Source organism: Hymenobacter cyanobacteriorum, assembly GCF_022631375.1.
In the GTDB taxonomy this organism is placed as follows: Bacteria; Bacteroidota; Bacteroidia; order Cytophagales; family Hymenobacteraceae; genus Hymenobacter; species Hymenobacter cyanobacteriorum.
In genome coordinates this window covers 332,591-353,242 of record NZ_JALBGC010000003.1, presented here as the reverse complement: position 1 = coordinate 353,242, position 20,652 = coordinate 332,591, and the positions used below count along the sequence as shown (strand labels likewise).

Sequence of the window (20,652 nt, the reverse complement as noted above, 5' to 3'; positions counted from 1 at the left end):
CTGCTACTGGCCGTGCAAAGCGCGCCGCTCGGGCCTGGGCGGCGCGCTTTGTTGCCGGGCCGGGCCCGCAGCCCCCAAAAACCGGGCGCGAAAACCGGGCGCGAAAACCGGGCGCGGCGCTATCTTGCCTGCATGAAACACTTTCTACCACTTCTGGGCCTGTTGCTGCTAGGCTGGGCCACGTGCCAGCCGGTGGCGGCCCAGGCCACCGATACGCTGCCCGGCCACAACCGTTTTGCGCGGCTGATTGCCAACTCGCTTTGCACCCGCATCCAGGCCGAGGGGCAACGCCAGGACCTTGAAAAGCTCACGCCCAAGCAGGCCGATGACTTGTTCCTGCGCCTGATGATGACGAGCATGAGCGAGCACGCCAGCGAGTTCACCGACCTGATAAGCGCGGGCAAGCGCCGCGGCCTGAGCAGCAACAAAATAGGCCACGACATGGGCGAAACCGCCGTGAAAATGCTGAGCGTGGACTGCCCTGGCTCGATGAAGCTGATTCTGCGCACTTCTTCGGCTCAAAAAGGCCTGGGGCCCAAAGGCCAGCAGAGCATGAACAACATCTCGGAGGAGGAAAGAGCGGTGCTGCAGCCCATGGCCGACAGCGTGTGCGTGCAGCTATCGGCCGAGGATGCGCGCCACCCATTGAAGGCGATGACTGTGGCCGGCCGCAGCGAAACCATGAGCAAAATCATGCAAACCACGGTCATCAAAAACATGCCCGCGCTCATGACCGTGTATTCGACAGAGCAGCTCGGCAACAAGGAAAGCATGGAGGCCTTTGGCATCAAGCTGGCCACCCTGATGATGAGCAAGTGCCCGACTTACCTCATCATGTTGGGGGAAGACGCGAAGAAGAAGCGCTGAGGCCCGCAGGCCCGGGCCGCTAGGCCAGGGCCGTTTTCTCCTCCTTCACCGCCAGCTGCCCGCAGGCGGCGTCGATGTCCTTGCCGCGCGAGCGGCGGATGTTGGTTTGCACGCCGCGGTCGGCCAGGAACTTGTGGAAGGCGGTGATTTTGTCGGCCTCCGCGTTCTGGTAGCTGGCGTTGTCGATGGGGTTGTACTCGATGAGGTTGATTTTGCAGGGCAGCCACTTGCTGATTTTCAGCAGCTCGGCCGCATCGTCGAGCCCGTCGTTGAAGCCGTCGAACACGATGTATTCGTAGGTGACTTTGCGGCCGGTTTTCTGGTGGTAGTACTGCAGGGCTTCCTTCAGCGCGGCCAGCGAGTTGGCCTCGTTGATGGGCATGATTTCGTTGCGCTTGGCGTCCGTCGGGGCGTGCAGCGAGAGGGCCAGGTTGGCCTTCACGTCGTCATCGGCCAGCTTTTTAATCATCTTGGCAATGCCGGCCGTGCTGATGGTGATGCGGCGCGGGGCCATGTTCAGGCCATCGGGGGCGGTAATGCGGCGCACGCTTTCCACCACGTTGGCGTAGTTGAGCAGGGGCTCGCCCATGCCCATGTACACGATGTTGGTGAGCGGCGTGCCGTACTGGGCCTCGCACTGCTCCCGAATGCGCACCACCTGGTCGTAAATCTCGGCCGCGTCGAGGTTGCGCTTGCGGTCCATGTAGCCCGTGGCGCAGAACTTACACGTGAGCGAGCAGCCCACCTGGCTCGAGATACAGGCCGTCATGCGCGTGTCGTGCGGAATGAGCACGCCCTCCACCACGTTGCCGTCGTAGAGCTTGAAAGCCGATTTGATGGTGCCGTCGTTGCTGAGCTGCTTGTTCTGCACCGTCACGCCGTTGATGACGAAATGCTGGTCGAGCAGCTCGCGGGTGGCCACCGAGATGTTGTTCATCTCTTCGAACGTGGCGGCGGTGTTCTTCCACAGCCACTCCGTTACCTGCTTGGCACGGAAAGGTTTCTCGCCGTGCTCCACCATAAAGGCCTTGAGCTCGTCGGGCGAGGTTTTGCGAATATCGCGCTTTTTAACAACGGGGGCGAGGGGCAATTCTAGCAGCATAGTGCAAAGATACAAGCTGGTAGGGCGTTGGGTTCCCGGCCGGGTGTCATTCCGAACGCAGTGAGGAATCTGAGCAATGTAGCGGCCCCGAATTCCTCCCCGCGTTCGGAACGACAGCTAGCGCACGGCTACCCCAGCCGCGCGGCCAACTCCTCGGGCAGCAGGCGCAGCTTGCGCTGGTTGTAGTCGAAGCAGAGCATGCCGGTTTTGGCGCGGGCGATTTCCTTGCCGGCCTGGTTGTGCACGTGGTACACCACATCGAAGCCGTATTTGCTGAGCTCGTTGCCGGCCATTTGCACGCGCAGCACGTCGCCGTGGAAAGCCTCGCCCTTGTACTCCACCGCCACATCCACCATGATGAGGCCGAGCTTGCTGATGGGGTCGTAGTCGCCATCCAGCCCGAGGAATCGCAGAAATTCTATCCGCACCTCATGCAGCAGGCCCAGCAGGGCATCGTTGCCGAGGTGGCCGCCGTAGTTGAGGTCGGTGATGCGCACCGGAATTTCGGTGGCGAAGGGGAAGGTGTCGGGCAGGGCTACTTTTACGCGGGGCATCTTTTCAATGAAGAATTAGGAATGAAGAATGAAGAATTCTCCGGCGAGCCAAAGGTAGAGGTGCGCCGCACGGCCGACGGCTCGGCCACGCTCTTCGTGCCGGCCCTGAACGAGCATTACCACTCGCAGCACGGGGCGCGGCAGGAATCGGCGCACGTGTTCATCCGGCACGGGCTGCTGCCGTTGCTGCCCGCCGCCGCCGAAACCGGCCAGCCGCTGCGCCTTCTTGAAATCGGCCTCGGCACCGGCCTGAACGCCTTGCTGACGCTGGAAGCTGCCCAGGCCGCCGGTGTATTTATCGAGTACGACGGCCTCGAAACTTTTCCGCTGCCGCCCGCCGTGGTGGCCGCCCTGCAGCCCGAGTGGGACGCACGCGGCACGCCCTTGCGCGAGCTGTTTGCCGAGCTGCACGCCGCGCCCTGGGATGCGCCGACGCAGCTGTTGCCCGGCTTCGGGCTGCGCAAGCGGCACCAGGCGCTGCAAGATGCAGTGCTGCCCGCTGGTTATTACGACCTCATCTATTTCGATGCCTTTGCCCCGGAAAAACAGCCCGACCTGTGGACGGAAGCCGTATTCGCCCAGCTCTACGCCGCCGCCGCGCCCGGCGCGGTGCTGGTGAGCTACTGCGCGCAGGGCCAGTTCCGACGCAACCTGCGCGCCGCCGGCTGGCTGACGGAAAAGCTGCCCGGCCCCCCCGGCAAGCGCGAGATGACGCGGGCGCGGAAGGAGGGTGGAAATAATCCACTGTCATACTGAGCGAAGGCGCCGCCGCAGGCGAAGCATCTCTGCCGGGCAAGTAATTTTAACCGCAAGGTTTACTATTGCGGTAGAGATGCTTCGACTGCGGCGGCGCCTTCGCTCAGCATGATAGTTCTTTTGTCCTTCCTATTCCACCAACCCACCACTCTTTTGTCCCGCCGATTTCTTGATACCGAAAGCCCCGGCTGGGTGGCCGATGGCCTCATCAGCGAGGCGCAGCGGCAGCAACTGCTGGCGCGCTACCCGCAGCAGGCCCCCGCGTTGGGGCTGCTCCCGATACTGGGCAGCGTGCTGGTGGGCCTGAGCGGCCTAAGCGTGGTGGCGGCCAACTGGCAGGGCCTGCCCGCGGCCCTGCGGCTGGCGCTGCTGCTGGGCAGCTTAGTGGGCAGCTACGCGGCGGGCAGCTACTTTCTGCGGCGCGGCAACCCCGATTTGGGCCACGGCCTCATCGGACTCGGGCTGATTCTGTTCGGAGCCAGCATCATCCTCACCAGCCAGCTCTACCAGTTGGTAGGCTACGATGCCAGCGGCCTGCTGGCCTGGGTGGTGGCCGGCGTGGGCCTGAGCTACGTGTACGGCTCGCGGCTGCTGGTGCTGCTCACGGTGCTCATCGGCGCGGCGGTGCAAACGTACTGCGTCGAGTCGCTGGGCATCTTCAGCTACGTCACGGCCTGGCTGGTGGTGGGCGGGCTGGGCTACTACTGGTGGCGCCGGCCCGACGTGGTGGGCAGCTACGTGCTGGCCGCCGGCCTGCTCTGGCAGGCGGGCCTGCTCATCATCGCGCTCCACGCCAAGATTACCTGGTTTTTTGTGCCGGCCATGCTCATCTACGCGGCCGGCGACTGGCAGCCCAACCGCCTCGGCGGCCGGGCCCTGCAAGTCCCGCCGCTGGTAGCCGCTTACCTGTTCATGTTTGGGCTGGCCGTTTTTGGCGAAGCCGATGCCTACGCCAACGTACTGCGACCCCCGCTACTGCCCTACCTGGGGGCGCTAGTGGCCGTGCTGGCAATTTCGGTGGCCGGCAAGCGGGCGCGGGGCACGCTGGCCACGCTGCCCGAGTGGTTGCTGCTGCTGCCGGGTTTTTACCTCTCGGGCGGGTTGTCATTGGCCGTGGCTACCCTGGTAGTGCTGTATGCCCACGCCGGTTCGGTGCTGGCCCGTGCCAACCGCGACCACGACTCCGACCAGCTTACCATCGGCGCGGTACTGTTCGTGGCTGCCACCGCCGTGGCCTACTTCAAGCTCACCTGGGGCTTCATGGATAAGTCGCTGTTTTTCCTGATTGGGGGCATTTTGCTGTTAGCCCTGAGCTGGTACCTGCGCCGCCGCAACGCCCAGGTGCTGGCCGCCGCGGCCCCGGCCGTGGCCCAGCAAGCCGGCGCGCCCGCCCTGGCTGCCGATAATTCCGAAGCCCCGGAAGCAACTCGTAATTCGTAATGCCGCATTTCATAATTATCGAATGACCGACTTGCTCTCCTGGTTCTCGGCCCCGGCCCGCCGCCGGCCGCTGCTGCGGACGCTGGTGGCCGCGCAGGTGCTCTACGTGCTGGGCGTGGCCGGCGCGGGCTACGCCACCACGGCCCTGGGCAAGCGGGTGGTGCTGGCCACCACGCCCATCGACCCGCGCGACTTGCTCTACGGCGACTTCGTGCGCCTGCGCTACGCCATCGGCGAAAACCCGCTGAGCCGCTGGCACGGCCCCGAAGCCCCCAAGCGCCGCCAGTCGGTTTTCGTGCTGCTGGCCACCGGCTCGGATAGCCTGAGCACTGCCGTGGGCGTGTACCCGCAGGCCCCCACACCCAGCGTAGGCCAGGCCGTGCTGCGCGGCTGGGTGACCGATGTGTACCCCGCTTCCTTCAACCTGCGCTTCAACCTCGAGCGCTACTACGTGCCCGAAGGCAGCGGCCTGCGCCTCGAAAAAGCCGGCCGCCTGCACCCGCTGCGGGTGCGCGTCAGCATCGCGCCCTGGGGCCAGGCCCGCATCACGAATGTGGAAGCCGAGCCGGCAAAAAAATAAAAGGGCCCTGCCGGATACTTCCGGCAGGGCCCTTTACTGTAGCTGCTTAGGTGGCGATAGCAGCTATTGAATCTTATAAGTCACGGGCACGGTGAATGCTACGCTTACCTCGCGGCCGTTCTGCTTGCCAGGAATGAAGCGGGGCAGCGTTTTGATAGCTCGAATTGTTTCCTCATCAAGTCCCGAACCCAGGCCTTTCACAATTTTCACGTCCGTTACCTCGCCTTTGGGGTCAACCACGAAGCTCACGAAAACTTTTCCCTCTACTCCGTTGCGCAGCGCCATGGATGGGTAGCGCACGGCTTTCTGGATAGCCACTACTATGGCCAACTGGCCGCCGCCGCCGGGCAGTTCGGGCATCTGCTCTACAAATGTGTAGGGCTTGGCTACTTCAGGTACGACGCCGTTATCCTTGCCGGGCGGCAGGTCATTAGGAACAGTCGGCCCGGCACCGGGGTCGCCCTCAATGGTGCGTACGCCCGATTCCTTGCCTTCCAAGTCCTTCTGGTCGGGGACTTTATTGTCCGGGTTCACCTTGTCGTCCTTCGCCACCACAGGCACCAGGTTCTGAATTGTGGGCGGCTGCGGTGCCGTAGTGGGGGGCTTAACGGCTTCGACAGGCGGCGGCGGCGCAATGGGCGGGACTACGGCTTCAATACCGAAGTTTTCCGGTTTAGCATCTACAATGACGGGCTTCGCCACCGGCGCGGCCTTGGCCAGCAACTGCGCCACCAGCGGAAACACCAGAATCAGCGCCAGAATGGCGGTGGCGATGACCAGCGCACGCGTCATATGGCGCTGATACATGGCGCGGAGCTGATAGGCTCCGTAGTGGCGGTTGCGACCATCGAACACGATGTCGTCGAGGCTGGCCGTGGCCAGCTGGGCATTGGTCATCATGATATTAATTGTTTTTGAGGAGGTTCAAATCGTCCTGCGTGATTTTCACGAGGGCGTATTTCTTCTGGTTCGTGATGTTCATCTCGTCCAGCAAGTCAATCATATCCTGATATTTCGAGTCGGGCGACGGCTTGATGAGCACCATCAGGCCATGCCGTTGCTGCTGCCGGGCGAGCAGCACTTGCCGAATGCCATCAGGCGCGAAAGAGGTAGTCTTTACCTCGGGCACGAGCACGGTTTTATCCTGCGGCGCATTCAGTCCGAAGAAATAGTGCACTTGATGGTCCTTGCCCAGAATGACCGTCATGGCCTGCGAATGCTTGAGGCCACTATCTTCCTCATCCGTGGGCTTCACCGGCATCGTGAGCTGCATCACCGCTGGCTTGGCGAAGGTGGTGGTGAGCATGAAAAACGTGAGAAGCAGAAACGCCAGGTCCACCATGGGCGTCATGTCGATGCGCGTCGAGAGCTGTTTCGCTCGTCGTTTGCCGGGCTTGCTGCTGCCGGCGGCTTGCTGCTGGATTTCGGCCATGGGTTCAGTCCTTTAGAAGGTGAGAATTACCCGGCCAACGCTTTGCTGGAAGCGCTTATTGTGAGCTTCTTATGAAAATATATTTCGCTTTGGCGGCGCATACTAAACCGCTCGCGCCCACGTTCCTACTGCTTGCCCTAAAAGCGCCATAAGCCGCCCGGCGTGAGGTAAGCCGTGAGCGGCACATCGGTGGGCAGCACATCGGCAATGCGCCCGGCGGGCGGCTCATCCAGCACGTTCAGGCCGATGAACTGCGTGCCCGGCCGGCACTGCGCCAGAAACCGGTCGTAGAAGCCGCCGCCGTAGCCCACGCGCTGGCCCGTTTCATCCACGGCCAGCAGCGGCACCAGCACGGCATCGAGCACGGCCGGCAGTACCTCGGGCGCGGTGCTGGGGTCGGGCACCGGCTCATCAATGCCCCAGCGGTTTTGGGTGAGCTGGGTGTCGGGCGTCAGCTCGTAATGCTTTAGCGAAATGCCATCGGGCTGCACCACGGGCGTGGCCAGCCGTAGTGGCAACTCTTCGCCCCATACCCAGCGAATGAAGTCCCAGGTATCGGGCTCATTCTGCCTGGCCAGCGGCAAAAACACATGCAGCCACTGCCACTGCGCCACCGGGAATTGCCGAAACAGCCGCTCGCGCAGCTTATCGCTACGGCGCGCTACCTCATCCGGCGCGAGGGCCAGGCGGCGGGCAAGACAGGCGCGGCGGAGGTCGGCTTTGGTGGGCATGAGCAGTGGGTGGGCCGGCCGAAATTACGGCGTGCCGCCGCTTGCCGTTGGGCCCGGCGGGCGCGCCGTTGGTGGGGCCACGGAGGCCATTGGCAAAATTCTGGCGGCCAAACCCGCAATGCATTGCGTGGGCGATGTAAATTGCCAGACACTTGCCGCGGCCCGGCATTACGGAGGCGCGGCGGTAGGGTATTTATTCTCTGCGTTCCAGCTATTGTTATCCGTGTCTACCTCAGCCGCCCGCCTTATTTCCAACCACGTGCCCGCCGAGCTCGACCCGGCCGTACAGGCCCGGCTGGAGCAGCTGGAACGGGAGCTGGCTCAGGCCCGCGCCAACGAGGAGGCCGCGCTCGACCGCCTGCAGCGCCTGATGGCGCTAACCGCTAACCGACTGGCCAATCCGGCCGGTGACGCGCAACGGGCTTTCTACGAAACCATTCTGGATGAGCTGCCTGTGGAAGTGGTGGTGCTCGACGAACAGTTTCGCTACCTCTACGCCAACCCCCAGGCCGTGCCCGACCCCGAGCACCGCGCCTGGCTCATCGGCCACACGGTCATCGAATTCTGCGAGCGCTACGGCTACCCGCTCGATTTGGCCCGGCACCGCTCGCGTATGTTCGAGCAGGCCCTGCGCAGCGCCGAGCCGGTGGTGTGGGACGACTGCACGCCTTTTCCCGAAGGCCCGCGCTACCACCAGCGCCACTTCAAGCTGCTGGCCCAAGTGGGCGCCGGCAAGCCCTTCATGCTCGGCTACGGCCTCGACGTGACGGCCCGCGTGCAGGCCGAGGCCCGCAGCCAGCGCAGCGAAGCCGCCCAGCGCGAGCAGCAGGAATTCATGCAGCAGGTGCTTGATACCAACCCCAGCGCCATCTACGTGCGCGACGCCGACGGGCAGTTCGTATTCAGCAACCGCGCCATGGCCCAGCTCAGCGGAGCCGGCCACGCCACCCCGCAAGCTGCCGACGAGGCCGCCCGCGACGCGGCCCGCTACGCCGCCGGCGACGACCTCGTGCTGGCCACCGGCCAGGAAATCACCTCCGAAGACCGTCTCGCGCTGGCCACCGGCGAAATGCGCTGGTTCCACTCCGTGAAACGCCCGCTGCTGCGGCCCGATGGCAGCGTGCACGTGCTGGGCGTGAGCACCGACATCAGCGACCTGAAGCAGGCCCAGGACACGCTGGCCCGCAGCGAAAAGCAGTACCGCGACCTGATGCACTACGCCCAGGCCCTCATTTGCACCTACGACCTGGCCGGCCACCTGCTCTCGGTGAACCCGGCCCTGGCCAACCTGCTGGGCCACCCCGCCGCCGACCTCGTGGGCCAGCCCATGACCACCTACCTGCTGGCCGAAGACCAGGCCGGCTTCGGCGATTTCCTGGCCCGCATCGATAATCGGGGCGAGGCCCAGGGCGTGCTGCGGGTGCTGCGGGCGCTGCCGCGCGGCAGCTTCGAGCTGCGCCACCTGCTCTACCACACTTTTGTGGTGCGCGAGCCCGGCCAGCAGCCCTACATCATTTCGCACTCGCACGACATCACCGACCGCGTGCTGGCCGAGCGCGAAAGCCAGCGCGCCCGCGACGAAGCCGAAGCCTCGGCCCGCGCCCGCGAAAACTTCCTGGCCAACATGAGCCACGAAATCCGCACGCCCATGAACGGCGTGCTGGGCATGACGGCCCAGCTGGCCAAAACCCGCCTTGATGTGCGCCAGCAGGAATTGGTGCGCGTCATCAGCTCGTCGGGCCGCCACCTGCTGGCCGTGCTGAATGACGTGCTCGACATGGCCAAAATCTCGGCCGGCAAGCTGGAGTTGGAGGCCGTCACCTTTAACCTGAGCGAATCGGTGACCGAAGCGCTGGCCCCGCTGGCCGCCCAGGCCCGCGAAAAAGGCCTGACTTTCACCGACGTGCCGCTGCGCGAAAGCTGCCCGCTGCCCTGGGTGGTGGGCGACGCGCACCGCCTCAACCAGGTGCTGCTGAACCTGGTAAGCAACGCCATTAAGTTCACCGCCGCTGGTAGCGTATCCGTCAGCAGCGCGCTGCTGGACGAAACGGCCGACACGCTCGGCGTGCGCTTCTGCGTGGCCGATACTGGCCCGGGCATCGAGGCCGGCAAGCAGGCGCTCATCTTCGAAAGCTTCACGCAAGCCAATGCCGATACGGCCCGCCACCACGGCGGCACCGGCCTGGGCCTGAGCATCTCGCGTGCGCTGGTGGAGCAGATGGGCGGGCAGCTGCGCCTGGCCAGTACGCCCGGCCAGGGCAGCAGCTTCGATTTCGAGCTGCGCTTTCCGAAAGCGCCCGCGCCCGCCGTGGCCGACGCCACCGACGCCGCCTACAACACCGGCCGGCTGGTGGGCACCCGCGTGTTGCTGGTGGAGGACAACGAAATCAACCGCACCGTGGCTCGCATGATGCTGGAACCCTGGGGCGTGGACCTGGACGAGGCCGAGGACGGCACCGTGGCCCTGGGCTTGCTGACTCAAGTCGACTACGACCTGGTCCTCACCGACATCCAGATGCCTGGCCTAAGTGGTATCGACGTGACGCAGCGCCTGCGCCAAATACCCGACCCGCACCGCGCCGCGACGCCTGTTATCGCACTTACCGCCAATGCTTTCCGGGCCGATGTGGAGCGCTACTTGGCCGCTGGCGTGAACGCCTGCCTCACCAAGCCCTACGATGAGGCTACCCTCTACCAGACCATGGAAGCGCTGCTGCCGGCCCTGCCGCCCGCCGCGCCGGCCTACAATCTGGCTCCGTTGCGCGAGATGGCCAAGGGCCGCGAGGAATTCGTGCGCAAAATCGTGCGCTCGTTCCTCGCCAACATGCCCAACAGCCTCGCCCAATTGAAAGCCGCCGGCGCGGCCGCCAACTGGCCCGAAGTGGGCCGGCTGGCGCACCACATCAAGCCCAACCTGCACACGCTGGGCATCTGCGACGTGGCGCCAGCCCTGGAGGTACTGGTGCGCCTGCACAGCGACGAACCCGCCGCCACGCCCGAAGCACCCGCCGTGCTGCGCCAGGCCCTGGCCCAGCTGGTAGCCGGCGTGGAGCGCGCCCTGGCCGGCCTCTGCGCCGAGCTCACGGATTGAAAATCAGGCCAGCAGCCGGCCACAGCTACGCGCTGAATCTTGGCCAGTAGTTAGTTTCTCAAAAATGCTGCAACGGCTTAATGGGGTCTAACGCAGCTTATCACTGCGGCGTACTGTCCCGCCTGTGGATGGGGCTAAGTGGCTGGCAAGTGCGTAGGCTGAGCTTGCTAACTCCGAATGCACTACCATTTAATCCAATGAGCGCGCTGTCGCCAGTTCATCCAGCAATGAGGTGAAATTTGGGCTGAAATCTTCAATACTCCAATCCTCATGATTCCAAAGCACTACAGGGTAATCGGGAGACATTGAGTTAGCCGAAAAGCATAACAAATCACCGGCTCCACCCCAGGAAGCGAACGGAATAAGTCCCATCTGCTGGCACGCTAGTGGCCAGTTGGTAAGTACTTGGCGGAGTAATATTTGCTGCCACTCACCAATGGGATGTGGAAAGAATTCAGCATCTCCCAGCAGCAGTTCATAGAAATGCTTGTGCTGCAGAAAACAACGATAGTCTGCTGGCAGCGCATAATTAATTGATGCTTCTAAATCGTTTAGTTGCTGATTTGTAACCGTACTGGCAATGGGTATCCAGCTTTCGTATCCATCATCAGCATAAGGAGATGGATGCCAAGCTGCCATTGCAGGGTGAACCGGCAATGGTATATTATTCAATCGATGGTTCACCATCCATTGCAGGCAGCTATCTACTATCTCCAGCATAAATATTTTCCGCCTTACTCCTCCTCCAGCACCGTAAACTCCAGCGCCAACGGCTCAAACGCCTCAATTAGCTGCTGAATAAATTCGGGGTTGTTAATCAGAATACTGAGCACGTTTTCGCTGCGCTCCTGCAAGCCGCCGCCGGGAAATAGCTTATCCTTGAGCGCCGCCAGCTGCGTGTAGGCGGTTTCGTGCTTGGTTTCGGCGGCCTTACTCAGGCGCTTTTCGAGGCCGGCGAGGCCGGCGGCGGCTTTCTGAGCTTCGGCGGCCACGGTTTTCACCAGTGTGGGGTCGAGGCGCTGGGCCACGTCCTGCACTTGCTGGAATGCGGCGGCCAGCGCCTGCTGCTGCTCTTTTAAACTAATTTCCTCCTGGCCCAGGGCCGCGCCCACCTGCTTCTTCAGCTCCGGCAGCGGCCGGAAGATTTCGCGCCAGGTCAGGCCCAGCTTTTTCAGCTTGCCGCCGTTGGCGCGGCTGATGTACTCGGCCGAGTTGCGCGGCAGCACGATGGGGTAGGGCACCCCGAACGCCGCAAACACGTCCTTGAGCTGAAACCAGTACGCCACCTCGGCCCCGCCGCCGATGTACACGAGGTTGGGCAAAAGAATTTCCTGATATACCGGCCGCAGCACCACGTTGGGGCTGAACTGCTCGGGATGCGCCTGGGCCAGGGCCAGCAGTTCGGCCTGGCTATGGCATTTGGCCGTGTTGCGGATGGTCACTTCCACGCAGTCGGCGCCGCTGGCGTCGGGTTCTAGGCGTTCGCGCTTGCCCTCGTCGGTGATGAAAAACAGGTTGATGGGCCGCGAATATACCTGCGGCTTGTAGCCGGCGGCCGTGAGGCGGCCGTTGGTGGCCTGCACGGCGGCGTTGGACACCTGCTCCTTGATTTCCTTGGTCAGGAGCGGCACTAGGGCCTGTTTCAGGGCCGGGCGGTCGGCATCCAGCGTCACCAACCCAAACTCGCCGAACAGCGCATCGGCCAGTTTGCGGGTAGCTTCGGCCAGGTTTTGTGATGCCGAATACGCCTCGTGAAAAGCCGCCGGCACCTCGGGCGGCAGCTGGCTCAATAGCTGCTCCGTGAAACCATCGAGCGCCAGCCGGCCTACGGGGCCGCCAGTGCCGGCCGCGTCCCAAGCGTAGGTTTTGCCGAAGAGCGAAAAGTGGTTGATTTCGGCGAAATCGTGGTCCTCGGTGGCCATCCAATACACCGGCACGAAATCGTACTGCGGGTATTCGGCCTTCAGCTCGCGGCTCAGCTTGATGGCCGACACGATTTTGTAGATGAAATACAGCGGCCCGGTGAGCAGATTGAGCTGATGCCCGGTCGTCACGGTAAAGGTGGTTTCCTGTGCCAGCAGCTGCAAATTAGCTTCGATGGCCGGAGCCGGGTTCGGCCCGTATTGCTCACGCAAAGCCGCTACCAGCCGTTGCCGCGCCTCGGGCGTGTAGCTGGCCTGTTTCTCTTCAATCTGGGCCGCGAAATTTTCCAGCGCGGGCCAGCGGTTATAGAAGGGCGCCAGGGCAGGCTTCTGGGCAATATAGTCAGTCAGCAGGCCCGAGAAGGCGCCGGTTTCGGCGTAGGGCAGCGTGGTACAGCGAGTAGGCATGGGGGTAATACGAGCGGGGCCGGGTTCGGTGCGAACCCGTGCCAATGGCAAAAGTCCGTACAAAACCCGGCCCTGCCGGAAAAGTTAGTTTTGGGTCGGTTCGGCCGTTAGACCAAGTGCCCGTAGAGGTCGAAATCCGACGCCGAATCAATCTTCACGTTCGCGAAATCACCGAGGCGCACGAAGGTGTCTTTCTCCACGGCCACCAGCACTTCGTTGTCTACTTCGGGCGAGTCGAATTCGGTGCGGCCCACGAAATGGCCGCTCTCCTTGCGGTCAAACAGTACCTTGTAGGTCTGGCCCACGCGGGCTTCGTTCAGCTCCATCGAAATGCCCTGCTGCAGTTCCATGATGGCGTCGGCGCGCTCCTGTTTCAGCTCCGCCGGCACGTCGTCCACGAGGGTGTGCGAGTGCGTGTTTTCCTCGTGCGAATAGGTGAAGATGCCCAGGCGCTCAAACCGCGTCTGCTCCACGAAATCGTACATTTCCTGGAAATCCTTTTCCGTTTCGCCGGGGTGGCCGGCGATGAGCGTGGTGCGCAGGGCAATGCCCGGCACGCGCTGCCGAATGGTGTCGACCAACTCAATCGTGCGGCGCTTGGTGATGCCGCGGCGCATGCTTTTCAGCATGGCATCGGAGCCGTGCTGCAGGGGCATGTCGAGGTATTTGCAGATGTTTCCGCGCTCGGCCATCACGTCCAGCGCATCCAGCGGGAACTGCGAAGGGTAGGCGTATTGCAGGCGAATCCAGTCGATGCCATTCACGTCCGACAGGTTGCGGAGCAGGTCGGCCAGCTTGCGCTCGCCGTAGGCTTCGAGGCCGTAATACGTCAGGTCCTGGGCAATGAGAATCAGCTCCTTGGTGCCCATGCTGGCGAGGCGTTTGGCCTCCTTTACCAGGTCCTCAATCTTGCGGTCAACGTGCTTGCCGCGCATCAGCGGGATGGCGCAGAACGAGCAGGGGCGGTTGCAGCCCTCCGCAATTTTGAAGTAGGCGTAGTGCTTGGGCGTGGTAATCAGGCGCTCGCCGATGAGCTCGTGCTTGTAGTCGGCGTTCAGCACCTTCAGCATCTGGGGCAGTTCCAGGGTGCCGAAATAGGCGTCCACCTGCGGGATTTCCACTTCCAGTTCGTCTTTGTAGCGCTGCGAGAGGCAACCCGTCACGTAGAGCTTGTCCAGGCGGCCGGCTTCCTTCTCATCCGCGTAGCGCAGAATAGTGTCGATGCTTTCCTGCTTGGCATTGTCGATGAAGCCGCAGGTGTTGATGATGACGATGTTGGCGTCGGACTTCTCGGCCTCGTGGGTCACGTCGAAGTCGTTGGCCTGGAGCTGGCCCATCAGGACTTCGCTGTCCACGATGTTCTTCGAGCAGCCGAGGGTGATGACGTTTACTTTATTGGTGGTCTGATTTCTAACCTTCATGAATGCGGAATTGTCGGCTGGCGCGCGGATTAGGCAGCTTTTGCAGGATAGCGGCGCGGATAATGACTTGAATAAAAGCGGGTAATTCGGAATGCAAAAAGGACAGGCAGTCCGTTCAGGACGACAAATTTACGACGTAGCCAGTCCCCGCCCACCAGTGAGCACCGCATAAACCTGCGGTAACGCCCAGCGCAGCAGCGCGCCCAGCCCGGCACTGACGGCCACAATCAGCAGCGGCAGCCCCAGGTAGGTGAGCAGGTGGATGTGCGGCACCGCCCGGCCATAGCGCAACGCCAGCTCGGTGGCATAGTTCACCAGCGGCACGTGCAGCACGTAAATCATGAACGAAAAGCCCGTCAGCCAACGAAACCAGGCCCGGGCCATGCACCATCGCACGAGGCCATTCAGCCCAAACCACGCTACCAGCACGCCGCTGACTTCGCCCACCTTATGCAACGCCAGCATTGTGAGGCCCAGCGGCAGCGAAAACGGCGGCCCGACGTGAAACGCCAGCCAGGTTTTGAGCGCGCACACGCCCAGCCACAGCGCCGCCAGCGGGAGCAGGCGTAACCAGCGCGGCGGCGTCAGCACGTCCGCGTTGCGCAGCGCCAGCCACACGCCCAGCCCGAAAAATAACAGGCCTTCGCCTTCTATCAGCGGCAGCGGCACCATGAAAAACCACAGCAGCCCCGCTACCCAAAAATACGCTGTGGGCCAACGCAGCAGCACTTTTTTCAGCCACGGATACACCAGGTTAAACACCAGCAGGCTGCGCAAAAACCACAGCTGGAACGGAGCCGGTTCCACCAGCCAGCGCACCAGCAGCTCACCGTCGCTGAGCTGGCTAAGCAGCTGCCGGGGCCAGAATGGGCTGATTTCGGCATCAACCACCGCCTGTTTGGTAATCGGGAATTGCTCCAGTGCCCACAGGGCCAGCAGCCACAGTCCGCTCCAGAGCAGGTAGGGGAGGCCCAGCGTGCGCAGGCGGCGCTTCACGCGCTGGCCGTGCGGCTCGGCGCCGTCGCGCCAGGCAAACAGGTAGCCCGAAATGGCGAACAGAATGGGAATGCGGAAGCGTAGCAGCCCGTTGGCCAGAAAATATTGCAGCCAGGTTCCCGGCCCCAATGGCTCCTGCACCGGCGTGAAGGGCTGCAGGTAGCGCGGGTGCAGGTTGTAGGCGTGCACGTAAATCAGCAGCACCATGGCCACCAGCGACCAAAAGCGTAGCTTCTGGCTCAGGAAGAGGTCGAGGCGGGCGGGCGCGGGCAGAGTATCGGGTTGCGGCATACCTGCAAGGATGCAAAAAAGCGGGGAACAGTTGGCCAACCAACTATTCCCCGCTTCTCTGAAACTGTTTATTACAGCATTCTGCTACAGCGCCTCGAACTGCCGCAGAAAGCGCATGTCGTTTTCCGTGAACAGGCGCAAATCCTTAATTTGATACTTGAGCATGGCGATGCGCTCAATGCCCATGCCCCAGGCGTAGCCGGAGTATTTCTCGGAGTCGATTTTGGCGTTTTCGAGCACGGCGGGGTCCACCATGCCGCAGCCGCCAATTTCCACCCAGCCCGAGTATTTGCAGATGTTGCAGCCCGCGCCCTTGCAAATCAGGCAGGTGATGTCAATCTCGGCGCTGGGCTCGGTGAAGGGGAAGAAGCTGGGGCGGAAGCGGATGTTGATGTCGGCCCCGAACAGCTCCTGCACGAAGTAGTACACCGTCTGCTTCAGGTCGGCGAAGCTCACGCCTTCGTCAATGAAAATCCCTTCCACCTGATGAAACATCATGTGCGCGCGGGCCGAAATGGCCTCATTGCGGAACACGCGGCCCGGCATCACGCGGCGGATGGGCAGCGGTTCGGTTTCCATCACGCGCACCTGCACGGTGCTGGTGTGGGTGCGGAGAAGGTGGGGCAGGTCGGGCGCGCCGGTGGGCACGTCGCCGGGCGTGGCCGTGCGCGAGGCCGGGGCCACGAAAAACGTGTCCTGCATGTCGCGCGCCGGGTGGTTTTCGGGAAAGTTGAGGGCCGTGAAGTTGTGCCAGTCGTCCTCAATCTCAGGGCCTTCAGCAATAGCAAAGCCAATACGGGCAAACACGCGCATCATCTCTTCGCGCACCAGGCTCAGGGGGTGGCGGGTGCCCAGGGCGTTGGGCACTGGGGGCAGGGTATAATCGAAATCGGGGTTGGCGGGCGCATTATCGGCCGCCGCTTCGGCCGCTTGTTGGGCCTCGTCGAAGCGGGCCTGGGCCTGCTGTTTCAACGCGTTAAGCTGCTGGCCTACTGCGCGCTTATCTTCGGCAGGTACGGTCTTAAGCTGGTCGAATAAATCGGCCAGCCGGCCCTTGCGGCCGAGGTAGGCAATGCGAAAAGCATCGAGGTGCGCGGCGTTGCTAAGGTCGGCGGTTGTAATTTCGGCCGTCAGCGCGGCAATGGAGTCCTGCATCTGCATCATATCCGGCAAAGTTACGGCAAGGCTCGCGCCGCGCCGAACGTTTCAACCGCGCTTTCAGTTAGCCCCCCGAAACCCCTCTATTCCCCCTATATATCGCCATGAAACGCGCGCTATTCTTCCTGTTGTTTGCCGCTGGCCTCGCCAACTCCGCCGCCGCTCAAAGCGGCTGGGATACCGGCGGCTGGGATGCTCCTAAAAAAGCCCCGGCCAAAAAGACCACCAAAACCACGTCGACCAAAGCTAGTGGCCAGCAAGCCGCTGCCAACGGCGGCGCGGCCGAAACGCCCGCACCCGCCGAAGTACCGGCGGCCGCTGCCACGGCGGGGCCGGAACCAGCCGCCGCTTCTGCGGGCTTTGGCGGCGGTGGGGGCGGCAACACCCCCAGCAGCATTGGTATCTCGGTAGCGCCGGGTGCCCCGATTGTGATGCGCGGCGGCCGTAGCGTGATGGCTGACGATGCCGCCGCTACCCGCGAGCGCCGCATGAACCGCAAGGTGCGCCGCGAAAAACCCTGGCCTCCGCGTCCGGCCGAAGCCGTAACCGCCGCTGCTGCTCCGGTGGCGGCGCCAGCCTCAGCACCAGCTTCGGCTGATGCTGCCAGCGGCACCGCAACGCAGACTGCCGGTGGCGCTCAGGCCCCCGCCGCTTCGTTGAAAGCTGCGGCCCCGGCCAAAGCGGCTCCGAAAGCTGCCCCTAAGAAAAAGGCCCCTGAGCCCCTGGGCTGGTAGTGTAAAGATGGATTGGCCGCGGCTGCCCTCACAGCTGGGTTGCCAGTTTCCCTGCTATAGATATAGCCCGCTTCCCTTTGGGGAGCGGGCTTATTTTTTGGGGTTGAATAGTTTGGGGTTGAATAGTAGGATGGGGCTGGGACCTACCCGGGGCTGGGTTTCGCGTATGTAGCAGGCCAGCCTTTAGGGCGTCGTCGCGCGCCGGGGCTGGCTACTCAGTCGTTCACCTCAATTTTTGTCCTATGTTCCGTAACCTGCTTTTTGGCCTGCTTTTGCTGGCTGTTGCCGCTGAAGCCTCGGCCCAGACCACGCCACCCGGCCCGCCGCCCCTGCGCCATACCACGCAGCAAACCACCCACCGCACCACCAGCAAGCCGGGCCACACCACCGTGCGCAAAACCACCACGAAGAAGGTGGGCCTGGCCACGCCGGCCAAGCGAACCGGTGCGGTGGTAACTCGTCGCCAGAATGCGGCGGCAGCGGCCCCCGACCCGGCCAGCGGCAAAGGCCAGGGCGTGTATGCCGCGCCGGGCGAGCCCGTCGACATTCAGGGCCGGGCTACCATGGGCTACGATGGCGCTGCCCCCCGCCGCACCAAAACCAAAACCACGACAACTCTCACGCCGCCGCGCTAAGCTGGCGTGATGAGAAAACGGAATGGCCCGGCTGGCGTGCGAAAAGTGCGCCGGCCGGGCCGTTTGCATTGGCGCGAAGACAAAAAACAGAAGTTGGCACGCTTTTCGAATTAGCCCTTTCAGCAACCGAAAATAAACGTCTTACTTCTTACTCGCTTCAGCCATGTTCCGCACCGTTTTTACCCTCGCCCTGTCGATGTTCCTGCTGGCTGAAGCCAGTGCTCAGACCACGCCGGCCACCGCCAAAAAAACCACCGCTAAGGCTACTGCCCGCGCCGCCAAGAAGGCCCGCAAAGCAGCCATCAAGTCGACGCCTAAAGTGGCCGTGCTCAACGACGGCTGGCCTCCCATTGAGGAGACGACGGCCGTTGCCTCGACGGCCACTGCGGCCAACGACGGCTGGGGCGCTGCCACTACCGCCAGCAGCAACCGCGGCGAAATCGACAACGCCAACGTGTATGCCTCGCCCGGCATGCCGGTGCACATTCGCACCAGCAACGGCATGGTGCCCTACAGCGTGCGCCCGCCCCGCAAGCCGGCTGCCGCTACCACTCAGAACACCCTCGGCAACTAAATTTCGATAAGCCGCGACGCCGCATTTGCCGGGTCGCGGCTTGTTTTTTGCAGCTTCCATTAGCCGCCCACAATCCCTCGCGGGCCGTGGCGCGTATGATGGGAGCTGCAGCCTTTACAGCCCCGGGCCGGTCGGCCCCCATTTGCCACTCTCTCCACTGATTTTCGTATGTTTCGCACCGTCATCACTTCGCTGTTGCTGGTAGCTGCCGTGGCCGGCAGCGCCGATGCTCAGACCCGCCCGCGCAAAAAAGCTGTGCCGTACTCGGTGCGCGGCCCGCGCAAGAAGGCGGCCAACATCAACCCACACACCGGCAAGCCCTACGGGGCCGGCGTGCCCGAGGACATTAAGAACGGCACGATGTCGTACTTAGCCCCTAGCATGCCCATGCGCAAGCAGGTGGGTTACCAGGGCAATGGCGGCTACAACGACAACCGCACCCCGCGCCCGCGCTACGTGAAACCCGCCAACAGCAGCCTGAACCGCGACAACGCCGTGCCGCTGGCCCCGGGCAAAACCAAAACGAAAGTCAAAGCCAAGCGCTAGGCTGGCGGGTAGCTGGCGAAAGCCAGCCCTTCTGCATTCGCAAAAGCCTGTCATCCTGAGCGCAGCGAAGGACCTTATCACGCTCGGATTTCGGGCTTGATAAGGTCCTTCGCTGCGCTCAGGATGACAGGCTTTTAGTTTTTCCAACCTGTTTCTAGGCCGCTACTTCGGCGGCAGCCGGCGCGGCCTGGTAGTAGAGCGTGCTGCAGTTTTCGGGGCGCAGCACCAGCTCGGCGGCGGCGCGCACGTCGGCCACGGTCACGGCCTGGATGCGGCGGCTTTCGTCGTTCACCAGGTTGGCATCGCCCTGCAGCTTGCTGTAAGCCAGGTTGAGGGCGCGGTTCAGCAGGTCAATTTCGCCGAAGACCAGGCTGCTTTCGGCCTGGTTTTTCACTTTTTCGAGCTCCTGCGCGTCCACGTCGTGGGTCAGAAATTCGGCCACCACGGCTTCTACGGCGGCATCGGCGGCTTCGAGGCTCACGCCCTCGTTCAGCTTGCCGCTGATGACGAGCAAGCCGGGGTCGAGCGAGCCGGTGAGCGAGGCCGAGATGTTGTTGAACAGCGCCTGTTCCTTCACCAGGCGTTGGTGCAGGCGGGCCGATTTACCGCGGCCGAGCACGTCGCTCAGCAAATCCACGGCGTGGTACCGGTCGTCGGCGCGGGCGGGCATGTGGTAGGCTTTGTAGAGGGCGCTCAGCGGCACGGGCGCGGTGGCAGTGAGGTGGCGGGCCTCGGTTTGGGCAGGCTCGGCGGGCAGGTGGCGCTGGTAGGCCGGGCCACCCGGGATGGGCCCGAACCACTTCTCAGCCAGGCGGCGCACTTCGGCCTCGCTCACGGCGCCGGCCACGACCAACACGGCGTTCTGCGGGGCGTAGTGCTTCCGGAAAAAGCCGCGCACGTCGTCCATTACGGCATTTTCGATGTGCGAAATCTCCTTGCCGATGGTGTTCCACTGGTAAGGGTGCGTTTGGTAAGCGAGGGGCTTGAGCTGCAGCCACACGTCGCCGTAGGGCTGGTTGAGGTAGCTCTGCTTGAACTCCTCGACCACCACTTTGCGCTGCACTTCGAGGCCATTTTCGGAAAAAGCCAGGTTGAGCATGCGGTCCGATTCGAGCCAGAAGCCAGTTTCGAGGTTGGCGGCCGGCAGCGAGAGGTAGTAGTTGGTGACGTCGGAGCTGGTGAAGGCGTTGTTTTCGCCGCCCACGCGCTGCAGCGGCTCGTCGTAGCTCGGAATATTAACCGAGCCCGAGAACATCAGGTGCTCGAACAAGTGGGCGAAGCCGGTGTGTGCGGCGTCCTCATCGCGCGAGCCTACGTCGTACATCACGTTGAGCACGGCCATGGGCGTGCTGAAATCTTCGTGAACGATGCAGCGCAGGCCGTTGGCGAGGGTAAATTCGGTGAAGTGAATCAT

The 20,652-nt window shown here is 63.1% G+C and carries 20 protein-coding genes; 9 read left to right on the top strand and 11 right to left on the bottom strand.

What is annotated here, in order from left to right; all coding sequences use genetic code 11:
- The first annotated feature begins 132 nt into the window (after window positions 1–132).
- Entirely contained in the window at window positions 133–867 is a 735-nt protein-coding gene (locus tag MON38_RS11320) for a hypothetical protein (RefSeq protein ID WP_241936279.1), read from the top strand.
- A 19-nt stretch (window positions 868–886) separates the two neighbouring features.
- Here the strand turns inward: MON38_RS11320 and rlmN are convergent, their stop codons facing one another.
- Entirely contained in the window at window positions 887–1,969 is a 1,083-nt protein-coding gene (rlmN, locus tag MON38_RS11315) for a dual-specificity RNA methyltransferase RlmN (RefSeq protein WP_241936278.1), read from the bottom strand.
- A gap of 128 nt (window positions 1,970–2,097) precedes the next feature.
- Window positions 2,098–2,523 carry a thioesterase family protein gene (locus tag MON38_RS11310; protein ID WP_241936277.1) on the bottom strand — a complete coding sequence of 142 codons (426 nt, stop codon included), beginning with the start codon at window positions 2,521–2,523 and terminating at the stop codon, window positions 2,098–2,100.
- A 21-nt stretch (window positions 2,524–2,544) separates the two neighbouring features.
- On the opposite strand from MON38_RS11310, the gene mnmC2 reads away from it, so the two are divergent.
- From mnmC2 to MON38_RS11295, 3 genes are all read left to right on the top strand, one after another.
- A complete protein-coding gene (gene mnmC2, locus MON38_RS11305; protein WP_241936276.1) occupies window positions 2,545–3,279 on the top strand; it encodes a tRNA (5-methylaminomethyl-2-thiouridine)(34)-methyltransferase MnmC2 in 735 nt (244 codons plus the stop codon).
- A gap of 153 nt (window positions 3,280–3,432) precedes the next feature.
- Window positions 3,433–4,719 (top strand): DUF2157 domain-containing protein, encoded by a 1,287-nt coding sequence (locus MON38_RS11300; protein WP_241936275.1) that lies wholly within the window; start codon window positions 3,433–3,435, stop codon window positions 4,717–4,719.
- Window positions 4,720–4,741: 22 nt separating this feature from the next.
- A complete protein-coding gene (locus MON38_RS11295; RefSeq protein ID WP_241936274.1) occupies window positions 4,742–5,299 on the top strand; it encodes a GDYXXLXY domain-containing protein in 558 nt (185 codons plus the stop codon).
- A gap of 63 nt (window positions 5,300–5,362) precedes the next feature.
- Here MON38_RS11295 and MON38_RS11290 read toward each other — a convergent pair whose 3' ends face one another.
- From MON38_RS11290 to MON38_RS11280, 3 genes are all read right to left on the bottom strand, one after another.
- A complete protein-coding gene (locus tag MON38_RS11290) occupies window positions 5,363–6,199 on the bottom strand; it encodes an energy transducer TonB (protein ID WP_241936273.1) in 837 nt (278 codons plus the stop codon).
- Between the two features lie 4 nt (window positions 6,200–6,203).
- Window positions 6,204–6,731, bottom strand: a complete 528-nt coding sequence (locus tag MON38_RS11285; RefSeq protein WP_241936272.1) for an ExbD/TolR family protein — start codon at window positions 6,729–6,731, stop codon at window positions 6,204–6,206.
- A 137-nt stretch (window positions 6,732–6,868) separates the two neighbouring features.
- On the bottom strand, window positions 6,869–7,462 hold the full coding sequence (locus MON38_RS11280) for a 5-formyltetrahydrofolate cyclo-ligase (RefSeq protein WP_241936271.1): 594 nt from the start codon (window positions 7,460–7,462) through the stop codon (window positions 6,869–6,871).
- A gap of 223 nt (window positions 7,463–7,685) precedes the next feature.
- Between MON38_RS11280 and MON38_RS11275 the strand changes: the two genes are divergently transcribed.
- Window positions 7,686–10,553 carry a PAS domain S-box protein gene (locus tag MON38_RS11275; protein ID WP_241936270.1) on the top strand — a complete coding sequence of 956 codons (2,868 nt, stop codon included), beginning with the start codon at window positions 7,686–7,688 and terminating at the stop codon, window positions 10,551–10,553.
- A 189-nt stretch (window positions 10,554–10,742) separates the two neighbouring features.
- Here the strand turns inward: MON38_RS11275 and MON38_RS11270 are convergent, their stop codons facing one another.
- From MON38_RS11270 to pheS, 5 genes are all read right to left on the bottom strand, one after another.
- A complete protein-coding gene (locus MON38_RS11270; protein ID WP_241936269.1) occupies window positions 10,743–11,273 on the bottom strand; it encodes an SMI1/KNR4 family protein in 531 nt (176 codons plus the stop codon).
- A gap of 14 nt (window positions 11,274–11,287) precedes the next feature.
- Window positions 11,288–12,883 carry a bacillithiol biosynthesis cysteine-adding enzyme BshC gene (gene bshC, locus MON38_RS11265; RefSeq protein WP_241936268.1) on the bottom strand — a complete coding sequence of 532 codons (1,596 nt, stop codon included), beginning with the start codon at window positions 12,881–12,883 and terminating at the stop codon, window positions 11,288–11,290.
- Window positions 12,884–12,990: 107 nt separating this feature from the next.
- A complete protein-coding gene (rimO, locus tag MON38_RS11260) occupies window positions 12,991–14,304 on the bottom strand; it encodes a 30S ribosomal protein S12 methylthiotransferase RimO (protein ID WP_241936267.1) in 1,314 nt (437 codons plus the stop codon).
- A gap of 129 nt (window positions 14,305–14,433) precedes the next feature.
- Window positions 14,434–15,591, bottom strand: a complete 1,158-nt coding sequence (locus MON38_RS11255; RefSeq protein ID WP_241936266.1) for an acyltransferase family protein — start codon at window positions 15,589–15,591, stop codon at window positions 14,434–14,436.
- 84 nt (window positions 15,592–15,675) lie between these two features.
- The gene (pheS, locus tag MON38_RS11250; protein ID WP_241936830.1) at window positions 15,676–16,746 is read right to left on the bottom strand and encodes a phenylalanine--tRNA ligase subunit alpha; all 1,071 of its coding nucleotides are present in this window, start codon (window positions 16,744–16,746) and stop codon (window positions 15,676–15,678) included.
- A gap of 107 nt (window positions 16,747–16,853) precedes the next feature.
- Here pheS and MON38_RS11245 point away from each other — a divergent pair, with 107 nt between their 5' ends.
- From MON38_RS11245 to MON38_RS11230, 4 genes are all read left to right on the top strand, one after another.
- Complete coding sequence (locus tag MON38_RS11245; RefSeq protein WP_241936265.1) at window positions 16,854–17,483, top strand: hypothetical protein; 630 nt, start codon at window positions 16,854–16,856, stop codon at window positions 17,481–17,483.
- Window positions 17,484–17,725: 242 nt separating this feature from the next.
- On the top strand, window positions 17,726–18,118 hold the full coding sequence (locus MON38_RS11240) for a hypothetical protein (protein ID WP_241936264.1): 393 nt from the start codon (window positions 17,726–17,728) through the stop codon (window positions 18,116–18,118).
- A 163-nt stretch (window positions 18,119–18,281) separates the two neighbouring features.
- A complete protein-coding gene (locus tag MON38_RS11235) occupies window positions 18,282–18,692 on the top strand; it encodes a hypothetical protein (protein ID WP_241936263.1) in 411 nt (136 codons plus the stop codon).
- Window positions 18,693–18,860: 168 nt separating this feature from the next.
- Window positions 18,861–19,238 carry a hypothetical protein gene (locus MON38_RS11230; protein ID WP_241936262.1) on the top strand — a complete coding sequence of 126 codons (378 nt, stop codon included), beginning with the start codon at window positions 18,861–18,863 and terminating at the stop codon, window positions 19,236–19,238.
- A 154-nt stretch (window positions 19,239–19,392) separates the two neighbouring features.
- Here the strand turns inward: MON38_RS11230 and MON38_RS11225 are convergent, their stop codons facing one another.
- Window positions 19,393–20,652, bottom strand: coding sequence for a M16 family metallopeptidase (locus MON38_RS11225; RefSeq protein WP_241936261.1), 1,260 nt, complete (start codon window positions 20,650–20,652; stop codon window positions 19,393–19,395).

Excerpts from the sequence above, each read along its gene's own strand:
- MON38_RS11310 (WP_241936277.1), bottom strand. The coding sequence starts at position 2,523 with ATGCCCCGCGTAAAAGTAGCCCTGCCCGACACCTTCCCCTTCGCCACC.
- MON38_RS11320 (WP_241936279.1), top strand. The coding sequence starts at position 133 with ATGAAACACTTTCTACCACTTCTGGGCCTGTTGCTGCTAGGCTGGGCC.
- MON38_RS11225 (WP_241936261.1), bottom strand. The coding sequence starts at position 20,652 with ATGATTCACTTCACCGAATTTACCCTCGCCAACGGCCTGCGCTGCATC.
- rlmN (WP_241936278.1), bottom strand. The coding sequence starts at position 1,969 with ATGCTGCTAGAATTGCCCCTCGCCCCCGTTGTTAAAAAGCGCGATATT.
- MON38_RS11240 (WP_241936264.1), top strand. The coding sequence starts at position 17,726 with ATGTTCCGTAACCTGCTTTTTGGCCTGCTTTTGCTGGCTGTTGCCGCT.
- MON38_RS11290 (WP_241936273.1), bottom strand. The coding sequence starts at position 6,199 with ATGATGACCAATGCCCAGCTGGCCACGGCCAGCCTCGACGACATCGTG.
- rimO (WP_241936267.1), bottom strand. The coding sequence starts at position 14,304 with ATGAAGGTTAGAAATCAGACCACCAATAAAGTAAACGTCATCACCCTC.
- MON38_RS11280 (WP_241936271.1), bottom strand. The coding sequence starts at position 7,462 with ATGCCCACCAAAGCCGACCTCCGCCGCGCCTGTCTTGCCCGCCGCCTG.
- MON38_RS11230 (WP_241936262.1), top strand. The coding sequence starts at position 18,861 with ATGTTTCGCACCGTCATCACTTCGCTGTTGCTGGTAGCTGCCGTGGCC.
- MON38_RS11235 (WP_241936263.1), top strand. The coding sequence starts at position 18,282 with ATGTTCCGCACCGTTTTTACCCTCGCCCTGTCGATGTTCCTGCTGGCT.
- MON38_RS11270 (WP_241936269.1), bottom strand. The coding sequence starts at position 11,273 with ATGCTGGAGATAGTAGATAGCTGCCTGCAATGGATGGTGAACCATCGA.
- MON38_RS11285 (WP_241936272.1), bottom strand. The coding sequence starts at position 6,731 with ATGGCCGAAATCCAGCAGCAAGCCGCCGGCAGCAGCAAGCCCGGCAAA.
- MON38_RS11295 (WP_241936274.1), top strand. The coding sequence starts at position 4,742 with ATGACCGACTTGCTCTCCTGGTTCTCGGCCCCGGCCCGCCGCCGGCCG.
- MON38_RS11255 (WP_241936266.1), bottom strand. The coding sequence starts at position 15,591 with ATGCCGCAACCCGATACTCTGCCCGCGCCCGCCCGCCTCGACCTCTTC.
- pheS (WP_241936830.1), bottom strand. The coding sequence starts at position 16,746 with ATGCAGGACTCCATTGCCGCGCTGACGGCCGAAATTACAACCGCCGAC.
- mnmC2 (WP_241936276.1), top strand. The coding sequence starts at position 2,545 with ATGAAGAATGAAGAATTCTCCGGCGAGCCAAAGGTAGAGGTGCGCCGC.
- bshC (WP_241936268.1), bottom strand. The coding sequence starts at position 12,883 with ATGCCTACTCGCTGTACCACGCTGCCCTACGCCGAAACCGGCGCCTTC.
- MON38_RS11245 (WP_241936265.1), top strand. The coding sequence starts at position 16,854 with ATGAAACGCGCGCTATTCTTCCTGTTGTTTGCCGCTGGCCTCGCCAAC.